The sequence below is a fragment of the Nonlabens sp. Asnod3-H03 genome, from assembly GCF_045063665.1.
Lineage (GTDB): Bacteria > Bacteroidota > Bacteroidia > Flavobacteriales > Flavobacteriaceae > Nonlabens > Nonlabens ulvanivorans.
In genome coordinates, this window is record NZ_JBEFOD010000008.1 from 943,031 (window position 1) to 961,084 (window position 18,054).

The 18,054-nt window shown below is 35.7% G+C and carries 13 protein-coding genes and 1 riboswitch; of the genes, 12 read left to right on the top strand and 1 reads right to left on the bottom strand.

Translation table 11 applies throughout. The features are described from left to right. The first annotated feature begins 2 nt into the window (after positions 1–2). The 12 genes from ACJJVI_RS07455 to ACJJVI_RS07510 all read left to right on the top strand — a co-directional run bounded on the left by ACJJVI_RS07455 (position 3) and on the right by ACJJVI_RS07510 (position 16,195). Positions 3–1,913 (top strand): alpha-amylase family glycosyl hydrolase, encoded by a 1,911-nt coding sequence (locus ACJJVI_RS07455; RefSeq protein WP_042269557.1) that lies wholly within the window; start codon positions 3–5, stop codon positions 1,911–1,913. 67 nt (positions 1,914–1,980) lie between these two features. Further along, positions 1,981–4,338: an alpha-amylase family glycosyl hydrolase gene (locus ACJJVI_RS07460; protein ID WP_405351249.1), complete on the top strand. Its 2,358-nt coding sequence runs from the start codon at positions 1,981–1,983 to the stop codon at positions 4,336–4,338. Positions 4,339–4,344: 6 nt separating this feature from the next. Further along, a complete protein-coding gene (locus ACJJVI_RS07465; RefSeq protein ID WP_042296065.1) occupies positions 4,345–5,787 on the top strand; it encodes an alpha-amylase family glycosyl hydrolase in 1,443 nt (480 codons plus the stop codon). A gap of 94 nt (positions 5,788–5,881) precedes the next feature. Further along, complete coding sequence (locus ACJJVI_RS07470) at positions 5,882–6,217, top strand: arsenosugar biosynthesis-associated peroxidase-like protein (protein ID WP_006796759.1); 336 nt, start codon at positions 5,882–5,884, stop codon at positions 6,215–6,217. 245 nt (positions 6,218–6,462) lie between these two features. Then, the gene (gene arsS, locus ACJJVI_RS07475; protein WP_036582554.1) at positions 6,463–7,530 is read left to right on the top strand and encodes an arsenosugar biosynthesis radical SAM (seleno)protein ArsS; all 1,068 of its coding nucleotides are present in this window, start codon (positions 6,463–6,465) and stop codon (positions 7,528–7,530) included. 1 nt (position 7,531) lies between these two features. Beyond that, positions 7,532–8,218 carry a DUF2064 domain-containing protein gene (locus ACJJVI_RS07480; protein ID WP_036582551.1) on the top strand — a complete coding sequence of 229 codons (687 nt, stop codon included), beginning with the start codon at positions 7,532–7,534 and terminating at the stop codon, positions 8,216–8,218. A 46-nt stretch (positions 8,219–8,264) separates the two neighbouring features. Beyond that, the gene (locus tag ACJJVI_RS07485) at positions 8,265–11,474 is read left to right on the top strand and encodes a SusC/RagA family TonB-linked outer membrane protein (RefSeq protein ID WP_405351253.1); all 3,210 of its coding nucleotides are present in this window, start codon (positions 8,265–8,267) and stop codon (positions 11,472–11,474) included. 41 nt (positions 11,475–11,515) lie between these two features. After that, the gene (locus tag ACJJVI_RS07490) at positions 11,516–12,967 is read left to right on the top strand and encodes a SusD/RagB family nutrient-binding outer membrane lipoprotein (RefSeq protein WP_405351255.1); all 1,452 of its coding nucleotides are present in this window, start codon (positions 11,516–11,518) and stop codon (positions 12,965–12,967) included. Positions 12,968–13,073: 106 nt separating this feature from the next. Next, positions 13,074–14,420, top strand: a complete 1,347-nt coding sequence (locus ACJJVI_RS07495) for a sodium:solute symporter family transporter (RefSeq protein WP_405351257.1) — start codon at positions 13,074–13,076, stop codon at positions 14,418–14,420. Then, a complete protein-coding gene (locus tag ACJJVI_RS07500) occupies positions 14,405–15,229 on the top strand; it encodes a metallophosphoesterase (protein WP_042245700.1) in 825 nt (274 codons plus the stop codon). The genes ACJJVI_RS07495 and ACJJVI_RS07500 overlap by 16 nt, the downstream gene beginning before the upstream one ends. Positions 15,230–15,232: 3 nt before the next feature. Continuing rightward, positions 15,233–15,724, top strand: coding sequence for a rhodanese-like domain-containing protein (locus ACJJVI_RS07505; protein ID WP_397302983.1), 492 nt, complete (start codon positions 15,233–15,235; stop codon positions 15,722–15,724). A gap of 285 nt (positions 15,725–16,009) precedes the next feature. After that, entirely contained in the window at positions 16,010–16,195 is a 186-nt protein-coding gene (locus ACJJVI_RS07510; protein ID WP_405351260.1) for a hypothetical protein, read from the top strand. A 69-nt stretch (positions 16,196–16,264) separates the two neighbouring features. Here ACJJVI_RS07510 and metK read toward each other — a convergent pair whose 3' ends face one another. After that, positions 16,265–17,521: a methionine adenosyltransferase gene (metK, locus tag ACJJVI_RS07515; RefSeq protein WP_036582537.1), complete on the bottom strand. Its 1,257-nt coding sequence runs from the start codon at positions 17,519–17,521 to the stop codon at positions 16,265–16,267. A 394-nt stretch (positions 17,522–17,915) separates the two neighbouring features. Continuing rightward, positions 17,916–18,023, top strand: a riboswitch (SAM riboswitch). Positions 18,024–18,054 lie beyond the last annotated feature (31 nt).

Here is an 18,054-nt window from a genome sequence, read left to right on the forward strand (position 1 = left end):
ATATGAATAAGGTAGTTCAAATTCTTAGTGTTCTTTTTATTATCGCTTTCGCGAAAGCGTCTCTAGCACAAGATATACAACGTATAGAACCGCCTTTTTGGTGGGCTGGAATGGAGAAGAGTGAGATTCAAATCATGATGTATGGAGAAGATCTTTATAATTATGAAGCGATATCAACAGATCTTAATTTAATTGAAATTAATAAAACCGAGAATGAAAATTACCTTTTTATAACAGTAGATACTAAAGGATTTGAAGCTGGAACCTATGTTTTTAATCTTGAATCTGTCGATGGTGTGGTAGAAGTTATGGAATATGAATTGCTACCACGAGAAAAGGAATCTGCACAACGTAAAGGGTTTGATTCTAGCGATGCCATATATCTGATCATGCCTGATCGTTTTGCAAATGGTGATTCGTCTAATGATAGTACAGATGATACTGTAGAAAAAGTAAATCGAGACTTCAAAGGTGGACGTCATGGTGGCGACCTTCAAGGTGTGATTGATCATTTAGATTACCTTGAGGATTTAGGAGTTACTTCGTTATGGAGCACACCATTATTAGAAGATAATGATAAACGTTATTCTTATCACACTTATGCACAAAGTGATCTGTATAAAGTGGATCCACGTTATGGTAGTAATGAAGACTATAAACGTTTAGGAGATGAGTTGCACAAACGTGATATGAAATTAATCATGGATTATGTTACCAATCATTGGGGCGCGACGCACTGGATGATGCAGGATTTACCTACTCAAACTTGGATTCATCAATTTGATGATAATAGAGGTAAAGATTATCCTGTGGATGGATATGCAAACTCCTCTTACCGACAAACCACTCAAATGGATCCTAATGCTTCTCAGATTGATGAGACTTATGCCGAGAAAGGTTGGTTTGTAAGCAGCATGCCAGATCTAAATCAAGGCGAACTATTATTGTTAAATTATCTAATTCAAAATACGATCTGGTGGATTGAGTATGCAGGCTTAGATGGATTAAGGGTTGATACTTATTCTTACAACGAGAAAAAAGGTATCGCAGCATGGACCAAAGCTGTAATGGACGAGTATCCAAATTTTAATATAGTAGGAGAAACCTGGTTACATGATCAGTCGCAAATTGCTTACTGGCAAAAGGACTCTAAAATTGCAGCCATTCAAGATTATAATACTTATTTGCCTAGTGTCATGGATTTTACGCTTCACGATGCTATTATGAAGGCGTTTGATGAAGATCAGCAGAATTGGGATCAAGGAATGATTAAGGTCTACGATAATTTTGTCAATGATTTTTTATATCCAAATATTGATAACATATTGGTTTTTGCCGGTAATCACGATACAAATCGTATCAATGGTGATGGTTTGTATAATGGTGATTTAAAGAAGTATAAACTCGCGATGACTCTGGTTTTAACTACTCGAGGAATACCTCAGTTATATTATGGTGATGAGATAGGCATGGCTGGAAATAGAGATACTGATGGCGATGGCGACATACGTAGAGATTTCCCTGGTGGCTGGAATGGTGATGAAATAAACGCTTTTAAAAACCCAACAGATTATCAAAAAGGTTTTCAAGACTTCACTAAAAGATTATTGAATTATCGTAAAAATAAACCTGTTCTGCATACCGGTAAATTATTACAGTATGTACCAGAAAATAATTGTTACGTATACTTTAGATATAATGATGAGAGCCGTGTTATGATCATCATTAATAATAATCCTCAAGCTATTACCTTAAATCTTAATCGTTTTAAAGAAGGAATTGATGGAAAAGAAAATGGTATTGATGTGCTGACCAATCAAAAAATTAATCTCTCTGATTCTGTTAAAGTGCCAGGCAAAACAAGTATGGTGATTGATTTAGATAATCAAAAAAGAAAAGAAAGATTTTTTTAAAAATTTATGAAGTAAGCCTTTATATTTCGGTATATCTGTGAGATTTAGCTAACTGGAAAATTAAAACATGAAAAAACTATTTACCATTTTTATCGCAATCTTTCTAATAAGCTGTGATGAAAAAGAAGAAAAGAATACAGGTGATAATAGACCTAGTATTATCGAAGCAATGACCACGCCTATTTATTCATCTACATCGGGCACAGAAGTATATACTTCAGATTATTTACTGGATGTTAATCAATTAGATAGTATCACTTATGGTAAAGGTATTCTGTTTAATGAAGATACTCGCAATTACAATGAGCCGTTAAAAATAGAAATGGACTCTGTGGCGCCATATGTTTCTCATGTAACCTTATGGACTGATGGTGTGCGCAATGACATTCCAGTTTTTAAAAGTAGTTCTAGAATGATGACTATTGTTTACACAGGTAACTCAAAAAATGTCAAACTTAAAGGCGAGTTCACAAACTGGTCAACCGTTGATTTAATAGAAGAGAATGGTCAATTGGTTTATAATGCAACGATACCACAAGGGAAGTTTCAATACATTTTTGTTGAAAACGGAAAAGAAGAAAAGTTGACGGGTAGTGAGCCTCAAGTAATCAGTAACGGTATGGGAGGTTTTAATAGAGTTATAGATAATTCTAGAACAGCTGCGCCAGCACAATTAGCATATGGTAAAATACTAGATAATGGCTTTACATTTACCACTACTGGAGCACTTGAAAATATTGTGGTGCTTTATGAAAACCAAATGATAAGTGCTTCTCAAAACGGTAATTCATATACAGTAGAGTTGCCAGAAAAGGATTTTACAAACCGTAATTCTCAAACACAATTAGTAAGAATCTATGCCAGTGATGCAAATGGTCGCACAAATGATTTGTTAGTTCCTGTACAAGATGGGAATGTAGTTCAAGATCCATCTCAACTTGCGCGATCAGACTTTCATAATCAGGTCTTATATTTTATGATGGTAGACCGCTTTCTAGATGGCGATCCTTCAAATACAAAACCGGTGCCTGATCCAGAAATTTTACCTAAAGCAAATTACATGGGTGGAGATCTCGCAGGAGTATTGGCCAAAATTAAGGACGGTTATTTTGAAGAATTAGGAATTAACACTATTTGGTTATCGCCTATAACGCAAAACCCAGAAGGTGCTTATGGACTTTGGCCTGAGCCACGAACAAAATTTAGTGGTTACCATGGCTACTGGCCTATTTCAAATACTGAAATTGATTATCGTTTTGGTGATGAACAATTATTTAAGGAGATCATAGAAGAAGCTCACAATCGAGATATGAATGTCATTTTAGATTATGTAGCAAATCATGTTCATGAAGAGCATCCACTATACAAAGAACATCCAGAATGGGCAACAAACCTTTATCTAGAAGATGGTAGTTTGAACACAGAGCGATGGGACGACCAGCGATTAACAACTTGGTTTGATACCTTTATGCCTACACTAGATTTCTCAAAACCTGAGGTTGTTGAGAAAATGACAGACTCTGCACTTTATTGGGTGACTAATTATGAATTGGACGGTTTCCGTCACGATGCTACTAAACATGTGCCAGAGGTGTACTGGAGAACATTAACTAAAAAGGTGCGTAGCAATACCGATCGCCCTATTTATCAGATAGGTGAAACTTATGGTTCTTATGATTTAATACGCAGTTATGTAAGCACAGGAATGTTAGATGCACAATTTGATTTTAACCAGTATGATGCTGCTGTTTCCGCTTTCGCGAAAGCAGATGGCGACTTCTCTAATCTGGCAGAAACACTCTATAAAGGATTAGAATACTATGGTCACCATCACCTGATGGGAAATATATCAGGTAATCAAGATAGAGCACGTTTTATAAGCTATGCTAGTGGCGATGTTTCTTTTGAAGAAGATGCTAAAAAAGCTGGATGGACTCGCGAGATAGGTATGAGTGATACGACAGCCTTTGATAGGTTGGGTATGTTACAAGCATTTAATATGACTGTTCCTGGAGTGCCTGTAATTTATTACGGAGACGAGTATGGAAGCATAGGTGCAAATGATCCCGATAATCGTAAGATGATGAAGTTTAAAGACTTGTCTCAACGTGAATTGAATTTAAAGGAACTGGTTCAAGAATTAGTAGAATTGAGGCGTAACTCTATGTCATTACTTTATGGGACAACTCAAATATTGAGTGATACCAATGGGATGTTTGTTTTAGAACGCACTTACTTTGGAGAAAAAACTACAGTGTATTTCAATGAAAATGCCATACTACTTAACGTTTTTACTAAATCTAGTAATGCTGATTTAATGGATATTAAAGTCCTTAATGCGCTTGAGACTGATAAAAAAATCCAAGTAAAACCACGTAACTTTGCTATTATACAAACCAAATTAAAAGAATCAACACAAGAATAATTATTTATGAAAAAATCAACATCACAATGGCTTGTTTTACTTTTTGCAGCCATGACCTTATTCTCTTGTAAAGAAGCTTTAAAAGATCATGATGAAGAGGTAAAGGACGACACCTCTAGTGCATACTCACCGATTACAAATGAAGATCTAGAGAATGCTGTCATTTATGAGGCTAACATCAGACAATATTCTGAAAAAGGAACTTTCAATGAGTTTACAAAAGATATTCCAGAACTTAAAAAACTAGGTGTAAAAGTGATTTGGTTAATGCCTGTTTTTCCTATTTCTGAAAAGAATAGAAAAGCTAAAGGAGATCTAATGGTAGAAGATATAAAAGATCCTGTGGAACGTGCAAAATATCTAGGCAGCTACTATGCAGTTGCAGATTATGAGAAAATTAATCCAGACCTAGGTACAGAGGCAGATTTAAATTTGTTGATAGAAACAGCGCATGAAAACGGGATGTTTGTGATCTTGGATTGGGTAGCAAATCATACTGGATGGGATAATTTATGGATTGAAAAACATCCAGATTTTTATACTAAAGATGAGAAAGGAAATATCATTCATCCTAAAGGAACGGACTGGACTGATACTGCAGATTTAAATTATGAAAACAAAAAATTATGGGATGCCATGTCTTCATCTATGATTTATTGGGTAGACACTTTTAATGTTGATGGTTTCCGCTGTGATGTTGCTCATGAGGTTCCTACAGAGTTTTGGAACTATGCTGCAAAGTCTATTAGAGATGTAAAGCCAGTATTTATGCTTGCAGAAAGTGAAAAGAAAGATCTTTTTATAGATGCTTTTGATATGGGTTACAATTGGGAAGGTCATCATATTATGAATGAACTAGCACAAGGAAAAACTGATGTGAACTCATGGGATGAATACATGTTAAGGGTTGAAGAGAATTATCAGTCAGACGATATTTTAATGAATTTTATTACCAACCATGATGAGAATTCCTGGAACGGTAGTGTTACTGAAAGAATGGGTGACGCAAGTGAAGCAATGTTAGCATTACAATATGTGATACCAGGTATGCCATTAATTTACTCAGGACAGGAATATGGTATGACAGAACGATTGAAGTTTTTTGAAAAAGATCAAATTCCACATGAGAAAGGAAAAGTATGGAATATGATGGAAAAATTAGGAGCCTTAAAAGCAACTAATCCAGCATTAAATGGAGGTAAAGATGCGGCATCTTATAGACGTATTAATACTACTGAAGATTCAAAAATCTATGCGATAGAGAGGCAAAAAGATGACCACAAGGTTATTTATGTAGCAAACTTTTCAGATCAACTGGTTGAATTTAAAGCACCAACCGTAGTTGGTGAAATGACCGATGCAGTTAGAGGTTCAAAATCTAACATTCCTGCAGATTATAACTTTACATTTCCACCATATGGATATAGAGTATGGGAAGTACGTAAATAAAATAAGATATATTTGTATGAAAACCGCTTAGCTGTTGTTGAGCGGTTTTTTTATGCCTTAATGAATAAACTTATTTTAGTAACAAAATATAATTATGGATAAGACCTATTACGATCCTAAGGATCTAAGAAAATTTGGAAAAATCACAGAATGGAGTGAAGAGTTAGGAACAAAGTTTTTTGATTACTATGGGCAAGTCTTTGAAGAAGGAGAATTAACCGCCCGCGAGAAATCACTAATAGCACTTGCTGTATCACATGCTGTGCATTGCCCTTATTGCATAGATGCTTATACAGGAGATGCTCTTAAAAGAGGAATCACAAAAGGTGAAATGATGGAAGCAGTTCATGTTGCTGGGGCAATTCAAGCTGGAGCAACACTAGTACATGGAGTTCAAATGATGAATAAAGTCAATAAATTAGAAATGTAAATATTCTAATAGGCGTCTCGATTGACTTGAAAACTATTTTTGAATACCATTAAAGGAATACTGCTGTATTCTCAATCGTTTATGAGATTTAGAGATGATTGTAAATATTTCCCACAAGCTCGTATATTTTACCTTTAGACTTAGACATATAGCGCAATAGTGACAGTTTTGTGAGATATTCTGACTACTTATGCAAAACCGTAGTAGAAATAACTACGTAATTAAATAAAAAGTGACCATAATTTATGGCTGTAAATACAAAGACTTCTTTAAAAAAGAGAGATTCAGACTTAGCAAATATTAATAAGCAAATGGCTATTCTTAATGGAGAGCCTTTTTCTAATGGAGAGCTACCATCGTTTGCAAAGAAAATAAAAGATACAACCGACCAGTTTCCACTACGACCTAAAAAACTTGAGATTATCCAAGTGAATGTAGGTTATATGTGTAACCAGGTTTGTGCTCACTGTCATGTGGACGCAGGACCAGATCGTAAAGAAATTATGACGCGCGAGACGATGGATAAAATCGTTAATGTGATTAAAACCACAGGAGCACACACGCTAGATTTAACTGGTGGAGCGCCAGAGATGAATCCAGATTTCAGATACTTTGTAGAACAAGCAAGTGCTGCTGGGATTAAGGATTTTATTGTGCGTTCTAATTTGACGATTATAAGAGCAAATCCTAAGTATCACGATTTACCAGATTTTTTTAAAAAACATAATATTCATGTGGTAAGTTCTATGCCTCACTGGACTAGAGGAAAGACCGATACACAACGTGGTGATGGTGTTTTTGATAAATCTATAAAGGCTTTGCAAGAATTAAATGAGCGTGGTTATGGAATGCCAGGTAGTGATTTAAGACTAGATCTAGTATATAATCCTAGTGGTGCATATTTACCAGGTGATCAGGCGAGTATGGAAAAAGATATGAAAGCAGCATTACTAGAAGATTTTAATATTCAATTTCATAACCTTTTTGCAATTACTAATTTACCTATAGCTCGATTCTTAGATTATCTAGTCGCTAGTGAGAATTATGAAGACTACATGTATGCTTTAGTAGATGCTTACAATCCTGCAGCTGTAGAGAATGTAATGTGTACAAATACCATCTCAATCTCGTGGGATGGCTGGCTATATGATTGTGATTTTAATCAAATGCTCGACCTAAAAATCGACAATAAGATTCAGCATATTGATGATTACAACGAGGATTTAATAAATAATAGAAAGATTCAAATTTCTCAACACTGTTACGGATGTACCGCTGGTGCAGGTAGTAGTTGTCAAGGTGTTGTCGCATAATATGATTGATAATCATTCACAAACTGCCATTTTACTTTTTGCTCAATCAGCAAGAGTAGATGCTATCAGTAAAGCACTGGTAGACGTTGCGGTGATGGATGTTTTAAATAATCATGTTCTTAATACAGTACGCAATTCTGGGCTTGATTATTATCATTTTACAGAAAAAGAACAACGCGGCGATAGCTTTGGTTTAAGATTTAAAAACTCTATAGAAGATGTTTTTAAACTGGGCTACACATCGGTGATTTGTATCGGAAATGACACGCCATTATTATCTGTTGATTTAATCCATAAAGCAGCAAATTCTTTAATTAATGGAAATTCTGTTTTGGGTAAATCACAAGATGGTGGTTTATATCTCATAGGGTTAAATCACTCGCAATTTGATGCTGAAAATTTTGAAATCCTACCGTGGCAATCAGATCAATTGTCCAACTGCTTTCAACAGTATTTAAAAAGGTACAAAGGACAGATTACAATTCTCAAAACACTTCAAGATATTGATTCAACGGCAGATTTGTATCACTTTCTAGCCGGTAAAGACGCTCGTAGTTTAATCATAGCTTTGTTATTAAATACGCTTTCGCGTAAGCGTAATAACCACAAGCAATCTACTTTTTACAATAAACAGGTGTTTCTTTTTCAACCTGCAAATAAAGGCTCGCCAGATCTTATAGCGGCTTAAGATTTTTATTGCCCTAATTGGGTGTTTTTCAACTTTATTTATTTTCATGAAAAGAATTACTCTATTCATGTTGTTTCTATGTAGCTTAATAGGAACAGCACAAATTACAATTACAGGAACCGTAAAGGACAATACTGGTGAACCGGTTGCATTTGCAAATATTGCAGAGCAAGGAACTCGTAACGGGACGACCACATCATCTACGGGTACTTATAGTATTACAGTAAAAGAAGGCGCTACAATTGTCTTCTCATTTATAGGATATAAATCGCAAAAACTATCAGTCACTAGTGCACAAACACTAGACGTGATTCTAGAAGAAGGCGATTCATTAGATCAAATCATCGTTACAGCATTAGGCGTTAAAAGACAAGAACGCGAGCTAGGATATGCTGTGCAAACACTGGATGCTGACCAAATAGAAGAAGTAAAAGCGGTCAATTTGCTGGATAATCTGGCAGGTAAAGTAGCTGGTATTTCAGTAACACAAGGTGCAACAGGAGTCGGATCTTCTTCAAAAATCACCATACGTGGCGAGGCTAGTTTTTCAAACAATAATCCATTATTTATTGTAGATGGTACTCCAGTAAATAATAATACGATTTTCAATTTTACAAACGAGGCCGCAGCTGGATTTCAAGAAGTTGACTTCGGGAATGGAGCAGGAGAATTAAATCAAGATGATATCGCTAGCGTATCTGTTTTGAAAGGACCGGCAGCTGCAGCTCTTTATGGAACTAGAGCATCTAATGGAGCCATAATTATAGAAACTAAAAATGGAGGAAAACAGAAAGGATTAGGAATTTCTTATAACACCAGTTTCTTTGTAGACACAGCTTTTCAATTACCACAATTCCAAAACGAATATGGGCAAGGAAATAGCGGTCAATTTGAATATGTAGATGGACTAGGTGGCGGAACCAATGATAACATCACCTATTCATGGGGACCACGATTAGACGCTGGTATCAATATCGCCCAATTTGATAGTCCAGTCACCTTGCCAGATGGTACGGTTGTGCGTGGTGGTGATACATCTCTATATAACGGTTTATCAATAACACCTACAGCGTTCAATAGTAATCCAGATAATTTGAAGAATTTTTATGAAACTGGGCACACGTTCATCAATAACATTGCAGTTTCTAATGGCTTTGAAAAAGGAGATTACCGTTTTAGTTTTACAGATTTACGTAGCGAAAGCATTATTCCTGGCGTTAATTTAGACAGGCAAAGCGTCGCTGCAAAGCTCAATTTTACGCCTAGTGATAAAACAACTATCCGCACCAGTATTAATTATGTGAATAGTGCATCTGACAATAGGCCATCAAATGGTTATGGAAGTGAGAACGTAAATTATTCACTAGTCGCATGGGGACCACGATCTTTAAATATTGATAATTTAAGAAACTACTGGCAGCCTGGTCTTGAAGGTGTACAACAGTATTCTTTCAACTATACTTTCTTTGATAACCCGTATTTTATATTGAATGAGAATCGCAACAGTTTTGGCCGTGATCGTTTATATGGGAATGTTTCTTTAACTCAACAGTTGACATCAGAGTTGACTGCTACTGTAAGGACTGGAATGGACTATAGTAATGAGAAACGCCGTTTCTTAAGGTCTTATTCTACAAACCGTTTTAGAAACGGTGCCTATGCAGAGCATGACGTGACTTACCGAGAAATCAACACCGACTTCTTACTGAATTATAAAAACCAGTTTGATGATATCACATTTGACGCAAGTATTGGTGGTAACAGATTAAGTCAAACGGCCTCAACTACTCAGGTTCAAACGACTAGTCTAGCACAACCAGGTATTTTTTCTTTGAATAATGCCGCTAGTCCTATTGAGAGTTTCGGTTTCCGTTCAGAGAAGAGAATTAATAGTTTATACGCTTTCGCGAAAGCAGGCTACAAAAACTTCCTGTATCTAGACATAACTGCTCGTAACGATTGGTCCAGCGCTCTAGCTACACCTTTTACAGCAGATAATACCTCGTTCTTCTACCCATCGGTATCGACTAGTTTTATATTGAGTAACGTAGTAGACTTACCTAAAGTTATCGACTTTGCAAAAATCAGAGCCAGTTATGCACAAGTAGGAAATGATACAGATCCTTATCAAACCCAAGGAACTTTTATATCACAGACACCTGTAAATGCGCAACCTACTTTTACAAATCAAGATTTTATCCCTAATCAGAATTTAAGACCAGAAACTACCTCTAGTGTTGAATTAGGGTTTGATATGAGATTCTTAAAGCAACGATTGAATGTAGATTTTACCTATTACAATGCTGTAACATCAGATCAGATACTTTCTTTACCTATCGGGATCTCTTCAGGTTTTAGTCAGCAGGTAGTAAATGCAGGATCTGTTAGAAATACAGGTGTTGAGGTTGTTTTAAATGCGATTCCTGTACGTACTGATGACTTTCAGTGGAGCTCAACAGTAAACTTTGCGACTAATAGAGCAATCGTTGAGGATTTACCACAGGATGAAGGACGGTTAACACTAGCCTATTCAAGAGTATATGATAGTCAAGATCAAACAGTCTGGCATCAAGTTGAAGAAGGTGGCCGTATAGGTGACCTTTATGGAACTGGTTATTTACGTAATGAAAATGGAGATTTTGTTCTTACGGCAGATGGTCGTTTTATCGCAGATCCTGAGTTGAAAAAACTAGGGAACTATAATGCAGATTTTACAATGGGATTCAATAACAGTTTTACTTATAAAAACTGGGACGCATCTTTTTTACTGGATTGGAGACAAGGAGGAATTTTAGTTTCTAGAACTCTCGCTCTAGCTGCAGTAGGTGGACAGCTAGAGGAAACAGCTAATAGACCAGATGCTGGAATCGTAGCAAATGGTGTTGTAAACACAGGCACTGCAGATAATCCAGTGTATGTTCAAAACACAACCGCTGTAAGTGCTGAGAGTTATTATCGTCAGTTTTATGACCGTAATCACGAGGAGAATAATGTATATGATGCGAGTTATTTAAAGCTGCGTCAGTTCTCTATTGGGTATTCTTTTGATTTAAATAAAGGTGCTTTAGGTCTATTTAATGATGGAGCAGAAATGAGAGTTTCTCTAATAGGTAGAAACCTTTTTGCCTTCTCAGAAATTCCTCATTTTGATCCTGAGCAACTTGCCGTACAAGGTCAGGGATTTGTAAGTGGAGTAGAGGATATGTCATATGCATCTACTAGAAGTATAGGTATTAAAGCAGGAATCCAATTCTAAATTTAAGTTTGAACTTAAGTTTCAATTGTAAAACACACATTATGAAATATATATATAAATACTATTTTTTAATCGCTTTCATAAGTATAGGAATTACTTCTTGTACAGCAGATTTTGAAGAGATAAATACTAATTCTAATGCACCAGTAACTGTACAACCTAGTTTATTGTTGAGACAGGTCATTTATAACTATGGAGAAGAGATGTCTTATGAAGGCTTTGTTGCCGGTGGATTGTTAGGTCAGCATATGACAGCACTAGATTTTAATCTTTTTGATAGACATGCTTTAAAAAGTCCGCAATTAGGTGGTGATCCATGGCCTATTTTTTATCGTAATTTAAGAGATAATGAATTGATCCTTAATCAGTCCAGATCTAGCGAGGCTTTTAAGGTTTATGAAGGTCCAGCACTGATTTTTAAAGCCTGTATGACCGCTGCACTTACAGATATTTATGGTGATGTTCCTTATAATGAAGCGTTCCGTGGTTTAGATGGGATTGTGCAACCTAAATATGATTTACAAGAAGATATTTATCTTCAAGAGAATGGGATTTTGGATAATCTTGACAAAGGGATTGCAGCCATTGAAAATTATACAGGATCTATTACTTTAGATGGTGACGTATTGTACAATGGCGATTTACAAGCTTGGGTAAGATTAGCAAATAGTCTTAAGATAAAGGCGCTAGTAAGAATCTCTGATAAAGAAAATATAAGCACTCGTTTACAAGAATTATATGATGATGGAAATTACATAGCAGACAATACTCAAAATGCCATTTTTAACTTTACAGATAGTGAACCTAACAACTTCCGTATGGCACGATTGAGAGCTGGAGATTTCAATAATTTTGTGATGAGCGAGACGATGGAGGAAATCCTAGAAGGATTAAATGATGCGCGTATCGACATTCTTTTTAGACCTAGAGGAAATAATGGGAACGGCGATGATTATGAAGGATTGTTAAACGGTATTGACGCTTCATCAACATCAGTAAGCCTTGCAGACTATTCACTTGCCGGAACAATCTTCAGAGAGAACACAGGAATGCTAGATGCAAATTATATGACCGCTTGGGAAACTAACTTTTTACTTGCTGAAGCTGCTGAAAAAGGATTGATAACTGCACCTGCACAAACCTTATATGAAACTGCGGTAACTCAAGCCTTTGAATATTGGAATACAACATTACCCGTGGATTATTTAACTACCACAGCCGCTTATGCTGCAAATGGGAATGATCCTATTGAGCAAATCATTACTCAAAAATGGATTGCTGGTGTCATCAATGGTTATGAAGGATGGATTGAATATAGAAGAACTGGTTTCCCAGTTTTAAAAAACATATCGGCTAGTTTAAATAATAATTTAATACCGGTAAGAATGCCTTATCCTGCAGAAGAAGCAGCGCTTAATGCAGATAATTATAATGTAGCAGCTAGTGCGACTAATAATAATGATATTAATGTACCTGTATGGTGGGATGAGTAATGAAATCCAAGTTGAATTCGAAATCGAAAACTAATTTGAAAATATTTATTTCCAGTAACCCAGTAACCCAGTAACCCAGTAACCCAGTAACCCAATAACCCCAAAAGTGGATTTTCTAAAAGAAACATCAACCTTACAATGGCTTCTCATCATAGCGAGTAGTGTGATATTTTTCATACTGGCGCCATATGCTAAAGATGTAGAGACGTTTTTTAAAGCACAGCATCGTGGTAAGAAACCTAGTATGGTAATGCTTACAGGTAGTTTGATCATCTCATGGATTTTTGCAAAAAGCATTACTAATGCTGCAAATCTAGGACTGGCGTTTGGTCTAGTAGGTGGCGTTGCTTACGCAGGCTATTATTTGTCATTTGCGGTAGCAGGAATTGTAATTTATCAATTGAGAGTTCAAGGTGGATTTGAAAGCATCCATCATTTTTTGAGTTCTAAATTTGGTAAAAGTGCTGTAAATGTATTCTCGATATTAATTAGTTTTAGACTATTTAATGAAGTCTGGTCTAACACGATGGTGATAGGAACCTATTTCGGTGATATAGGAACTACGGCTTATTATGCCGCCATAATTGTCTTTACATTGCTAACTCTAGCTTACACCTTAAAAGGTGGATTAAGTAGTTCTATATTTACTGATGCAATCCAAATGGTATTGTTCTCTATTTTACTGGTAATTATTTTAGGCGTTATTTTTACAGAACCAGATGTTCAGGTAGGGGAAATGTTTACTAGCGGAACTTGGTCTATGGAATTAGGTTTGAATTTATTTTTTGCGGCCATTCTACAAAGCTTCAGTTACCCATTTCACGATCCAGTATTAACAGATCGTGGTTTTATAAGTAATCCTAGAATTACTAGAAAAAGCTTTTTATGGGCAGCACTATTGGGAGCGATTTGTATAGTTTTATTTAGTATGGTAGGTGTGTATGCACAGCAAGCTGGATTAGAAGGACAAGCCGCCGTTGAGGTTGCAAAAAAACTAGGAGTAGTACTACTGCTTATCATCAATTTTATAATGATTACCAGTGCGGCTAGTACGCTAGATAGTACATTTTCTAGTTTCTCAAAAATGCTGACTATCGATTTAAATTTGGGTAAAACGGTCAGTTTTGGTAGAATAATGATGGTTGTTGTTGCAGTTCTAGGAACGATTCCTGTATTTCTAAATGCAGAAATTTTAAGTGCCACAACGATTAGTGGTACAATGGTTATAGGACTCACGCCAGTGTTTTTATTATGGAAAATGGACGCTCCTAAAATTAGTTATTTCCTATCTGTCATCGCTGGATTGGTTTTTGGTGTATTATTGATTTTTGAGCTTTTTCCAGATCAACTCATTCATACCAGCGGTAAATATTCTTTATTACTATGGATTAATTTCTATGGTATAATTATTAGTTTTATCCTCTTTTTAATTCCCATATGGTTCAAAAAGTAAAAGATTTAGGTCATAAACGAGGTAAAATGCTCCTTTTTGGTGGCGTTTATAGTAATCTACAAGCATTGCAATCTGTGATGGAGATAGCTAGAAAACATCATATAGAGCCAGAAAATTGTATTTGTACCGGTGACATTATAGGTTACTGTGGTCAACCGCAAGAAACTCTAGATACTTTTCAAGAGTGGAATCCATACAGCATTTTAGGTAATGTAGAAATCCAATTGCGTGATGATCAAGAAGATTGCGGCTGTGACTTTACAGAAGGTTCTCGTTGTGACGGATTTAGTGATGTTTGGTACGCTTTCGCGAAAGCGAACTTACACACCAACTCAAAAGAATATTTCAACACCTTACCAGATCACATCACTTTTGAATATGGCGGCAGGACTATAGGAGTCGTTCATGGTAGCGCAGATTATGTATCACAATTCATATTCAAGTCCAGCGATTGGGCAGAGAAAATAGAAAGTTACCAAGATTTAGTAGTAGACACTATCATAGCTGGTCATTGTGGATTGCCATTTAAAGATCAATATGAAAATTTATTATGGCTCAATCCAGGCGTGATAGGTATGCCTGCAAATGATGGAGTAACACACACATGGGCTATGATATTAAATGATGAAGATGGTTTTGAAGCACGGCACATTCCAGTGGTTTATGATCATCAAACAGCGATTGCTCAAATGAAAAAGCACAACTTGCCACAAGAATATGCACTAACACTAGAAACTGGAATATGGGATAATATGGAAATCCTACCAGATGAGGAACGACTATTGCAAGGAAAACCACAAGCGTTATAACTAATGAAAAATCTAATCCTATTCATATCATTTTTATCCATTTCTACCAGCATTCAAGCTCAAGAAATCAATGAATTATTGCATCAGTATAATAGAATGTCCGTGCCGTATATCACTGTACAGACCTTAAAGATGGAATATGATCAATATATCATTTTGGACACTCGTAAAAAACCTGAGTATGAGGTAAGTCATTTACCTGGTGCCATTTGGGTAGGTGAAGATTTTGATGCCAAAAAGTTAAATACTTTAAAGCATGTCATAGGTGATAATCCTATTGTTGTTTATTGCTCTGTAGGAATACGTAGTGAAGATTATGGTGAAAAGGCTTTACAAGCAGGTTTCAAGAATATATTTAATCTTTATGGTAGTATTTTTTCATGGAAAGATGCTGGCTATTCATTAGTAGATTCAAATGATATGGCCACAGAACGTGTTCATGTATTTTCTAAAGAATGGGAAAAGTATTTAAAAACGGGAGAGAAGGTTTATTGATGGATGAACAAGTCAATAGATTATATATGGAAGACTATTAAAAACTATTATTGGTTGCTTGTTATTCCCATTTTTGTGTTTCTTTATTTTAAAACGCTACAAAATGAAAGAGAGCTCGATAACTCATTCAAATTTACTTTTGCTCGAGTAAATTATACATCTTCAGTTTACTAGAAATATAGTAAGCGTTCTTATCATTATGAATTCTTTGTAGAAGGGAAAAAGTATGCAGGAAGTTCTAGTGCTTACATATCTGATGATATTAAAATAGGAAATTTTTATAAAGTGAAGTTTGCTTCAAATGATCCTGGTAATAATAAAATTGATTTTACAACTCAATACTATCAGATTATAAGCGGTTTTGAATCTAAGAAAATCGATACCTCATATATTGAAGTGTCAAAATATAAGGTTGATTCAGTAGATTTAAAAAACCGATTCAATCGAGTGAAAGCATTAATTGAAAATTAGTATTTAAAAAACAACGCCTCGTGATTTCACGAGGCGTTGTTTTTTAAATACGTTTTAGTTTCTAGGATTCTATAAAGAAAAAGCTTTCTTTACATCGTCCACATAATCTAATTTTTCCCATGTAAATAACTCTACGGTTTTTTCTACACGACCATTATATGGCGATTCAAAAACCAGCGTTTCTGTGCGTGGTTCACGTCCCATGTGGCCATAAGCAGCCGTTTCAGAATAGATAGGATTTCTTAATTTTAATCTGCTTTCTATCGCAGCAGGACGCATGTCAAAGATTTGAGCAACCTTTCTAGAGATTTCTCCATCGGTTAAATCTACAGTTGATGTTCCATAAGTATCTACATGTATAGAAGTAGGTTCTACCACACCTATGGCATAAGAAACCTGCACTAAAACTTCAGTTGCTAGGCCAGCCGCAACTAGGTTTTTTGCCACGTGACGCGAAGCATAAGCGGCACTACGATCTACCTTAGAAGGATCTTTACCTGAGAATGCTCCACCACCGTGAGCACCTTTACCACCATAAGTATCTACTATAATTTTACGACCTGTAAGTCCAGTATCTCCATGCGGTCCACCTATTACAAATTTCCCAGTTGGGTTAATGTGGTAAGTGATTTTGTCATTAAAAAGTTTTTGAGCATATGCTGGTAATTGCTCAATAACTCTAGGAATTAAAATTTCAACAAGATCTTTTTTAATCTGTGCAAGCATCGCATCATCATCTTCATTAAAAGGATCGTGTTGTGTAGAAATAACAATTGCATCTATACGTTGCGGTATGTTATCATCATTATACTCAATAGTTACCTGTGATTTTGCATCAGGACGCAAGTAAGTAATCTGATCCATTTCACGACGCAATTTTGCCAGCTCGATAAGTATTTTATGAGAAATGTCTAAGGCTAGTGGCATATAATTATCTGTCTCTGCCGTTGCATAACCGAACATCATTCCCTGATCTCCTGCACCTTGTTCTTCTTTGTTTTCACGATCAACACCTTGATTAATATCTTGTGATTGTTCATGGATTAAAGAAATTACACCACAAGAATCGCCGCTAAACTGGTAAGCGCCCTTGGTATAACCTATCTTGTTAACCACTTCACGAGCAATGTGCTGTGCGTCTATATATGTATTTGATTTTACCTCACCGGCAAGTATAACTTGACCAGTCGTAACCATAGTTTCACAGGCTACTTTTGATTCTGGATCAAAGGCTAAAAAATTATCTAATAAGGCATCACTGATTTGATCAGCAACTTTATCTGGATGTCCTTCACTTACGGACTCACTTGTAAATAAATATGGCATTTTAAATATTGCGCTTTCGCGAAAGCGAAATTAAAAATCGCTCTCGACATTAATAATTATAGAAGATAAAAAGGGCTGTATGCTCGAGTGCGGTACACTGTTTTAGCGTTTATGTTTTCGAACATGAAAACGAGGTCGCAAGCAGCCAAATCTTTCCCCTAATTGAAGTGCAAATGTAATAAAATGAGCGCTATGTGAGCATTGTTATTATAGCTTTATTAACTATTCTCATAGAGTTTAGTGATCGCTTTTAATTTTAACGTTTGCTTTAAAAATTTGTAATTCAGTTTATTATAACTAATTCCTACTGTATTAGTAGGAATTTATTTTGTAAAAAGTTTGGTAGTCTCAAAAAGTTTTATGAATCTTTACACTCACGTTCATAACCATATTGAAATTATCAAGAAAGGACGAGGGAACAGACCCATCGACTCCTTAGCAACCCTTAACACTCGTTAAGAAGGTGCTACATTCTGCTCATTAATTTGAGACGAGATGATACACATGTAAGTAGGTTATACTAACAAGTTTCT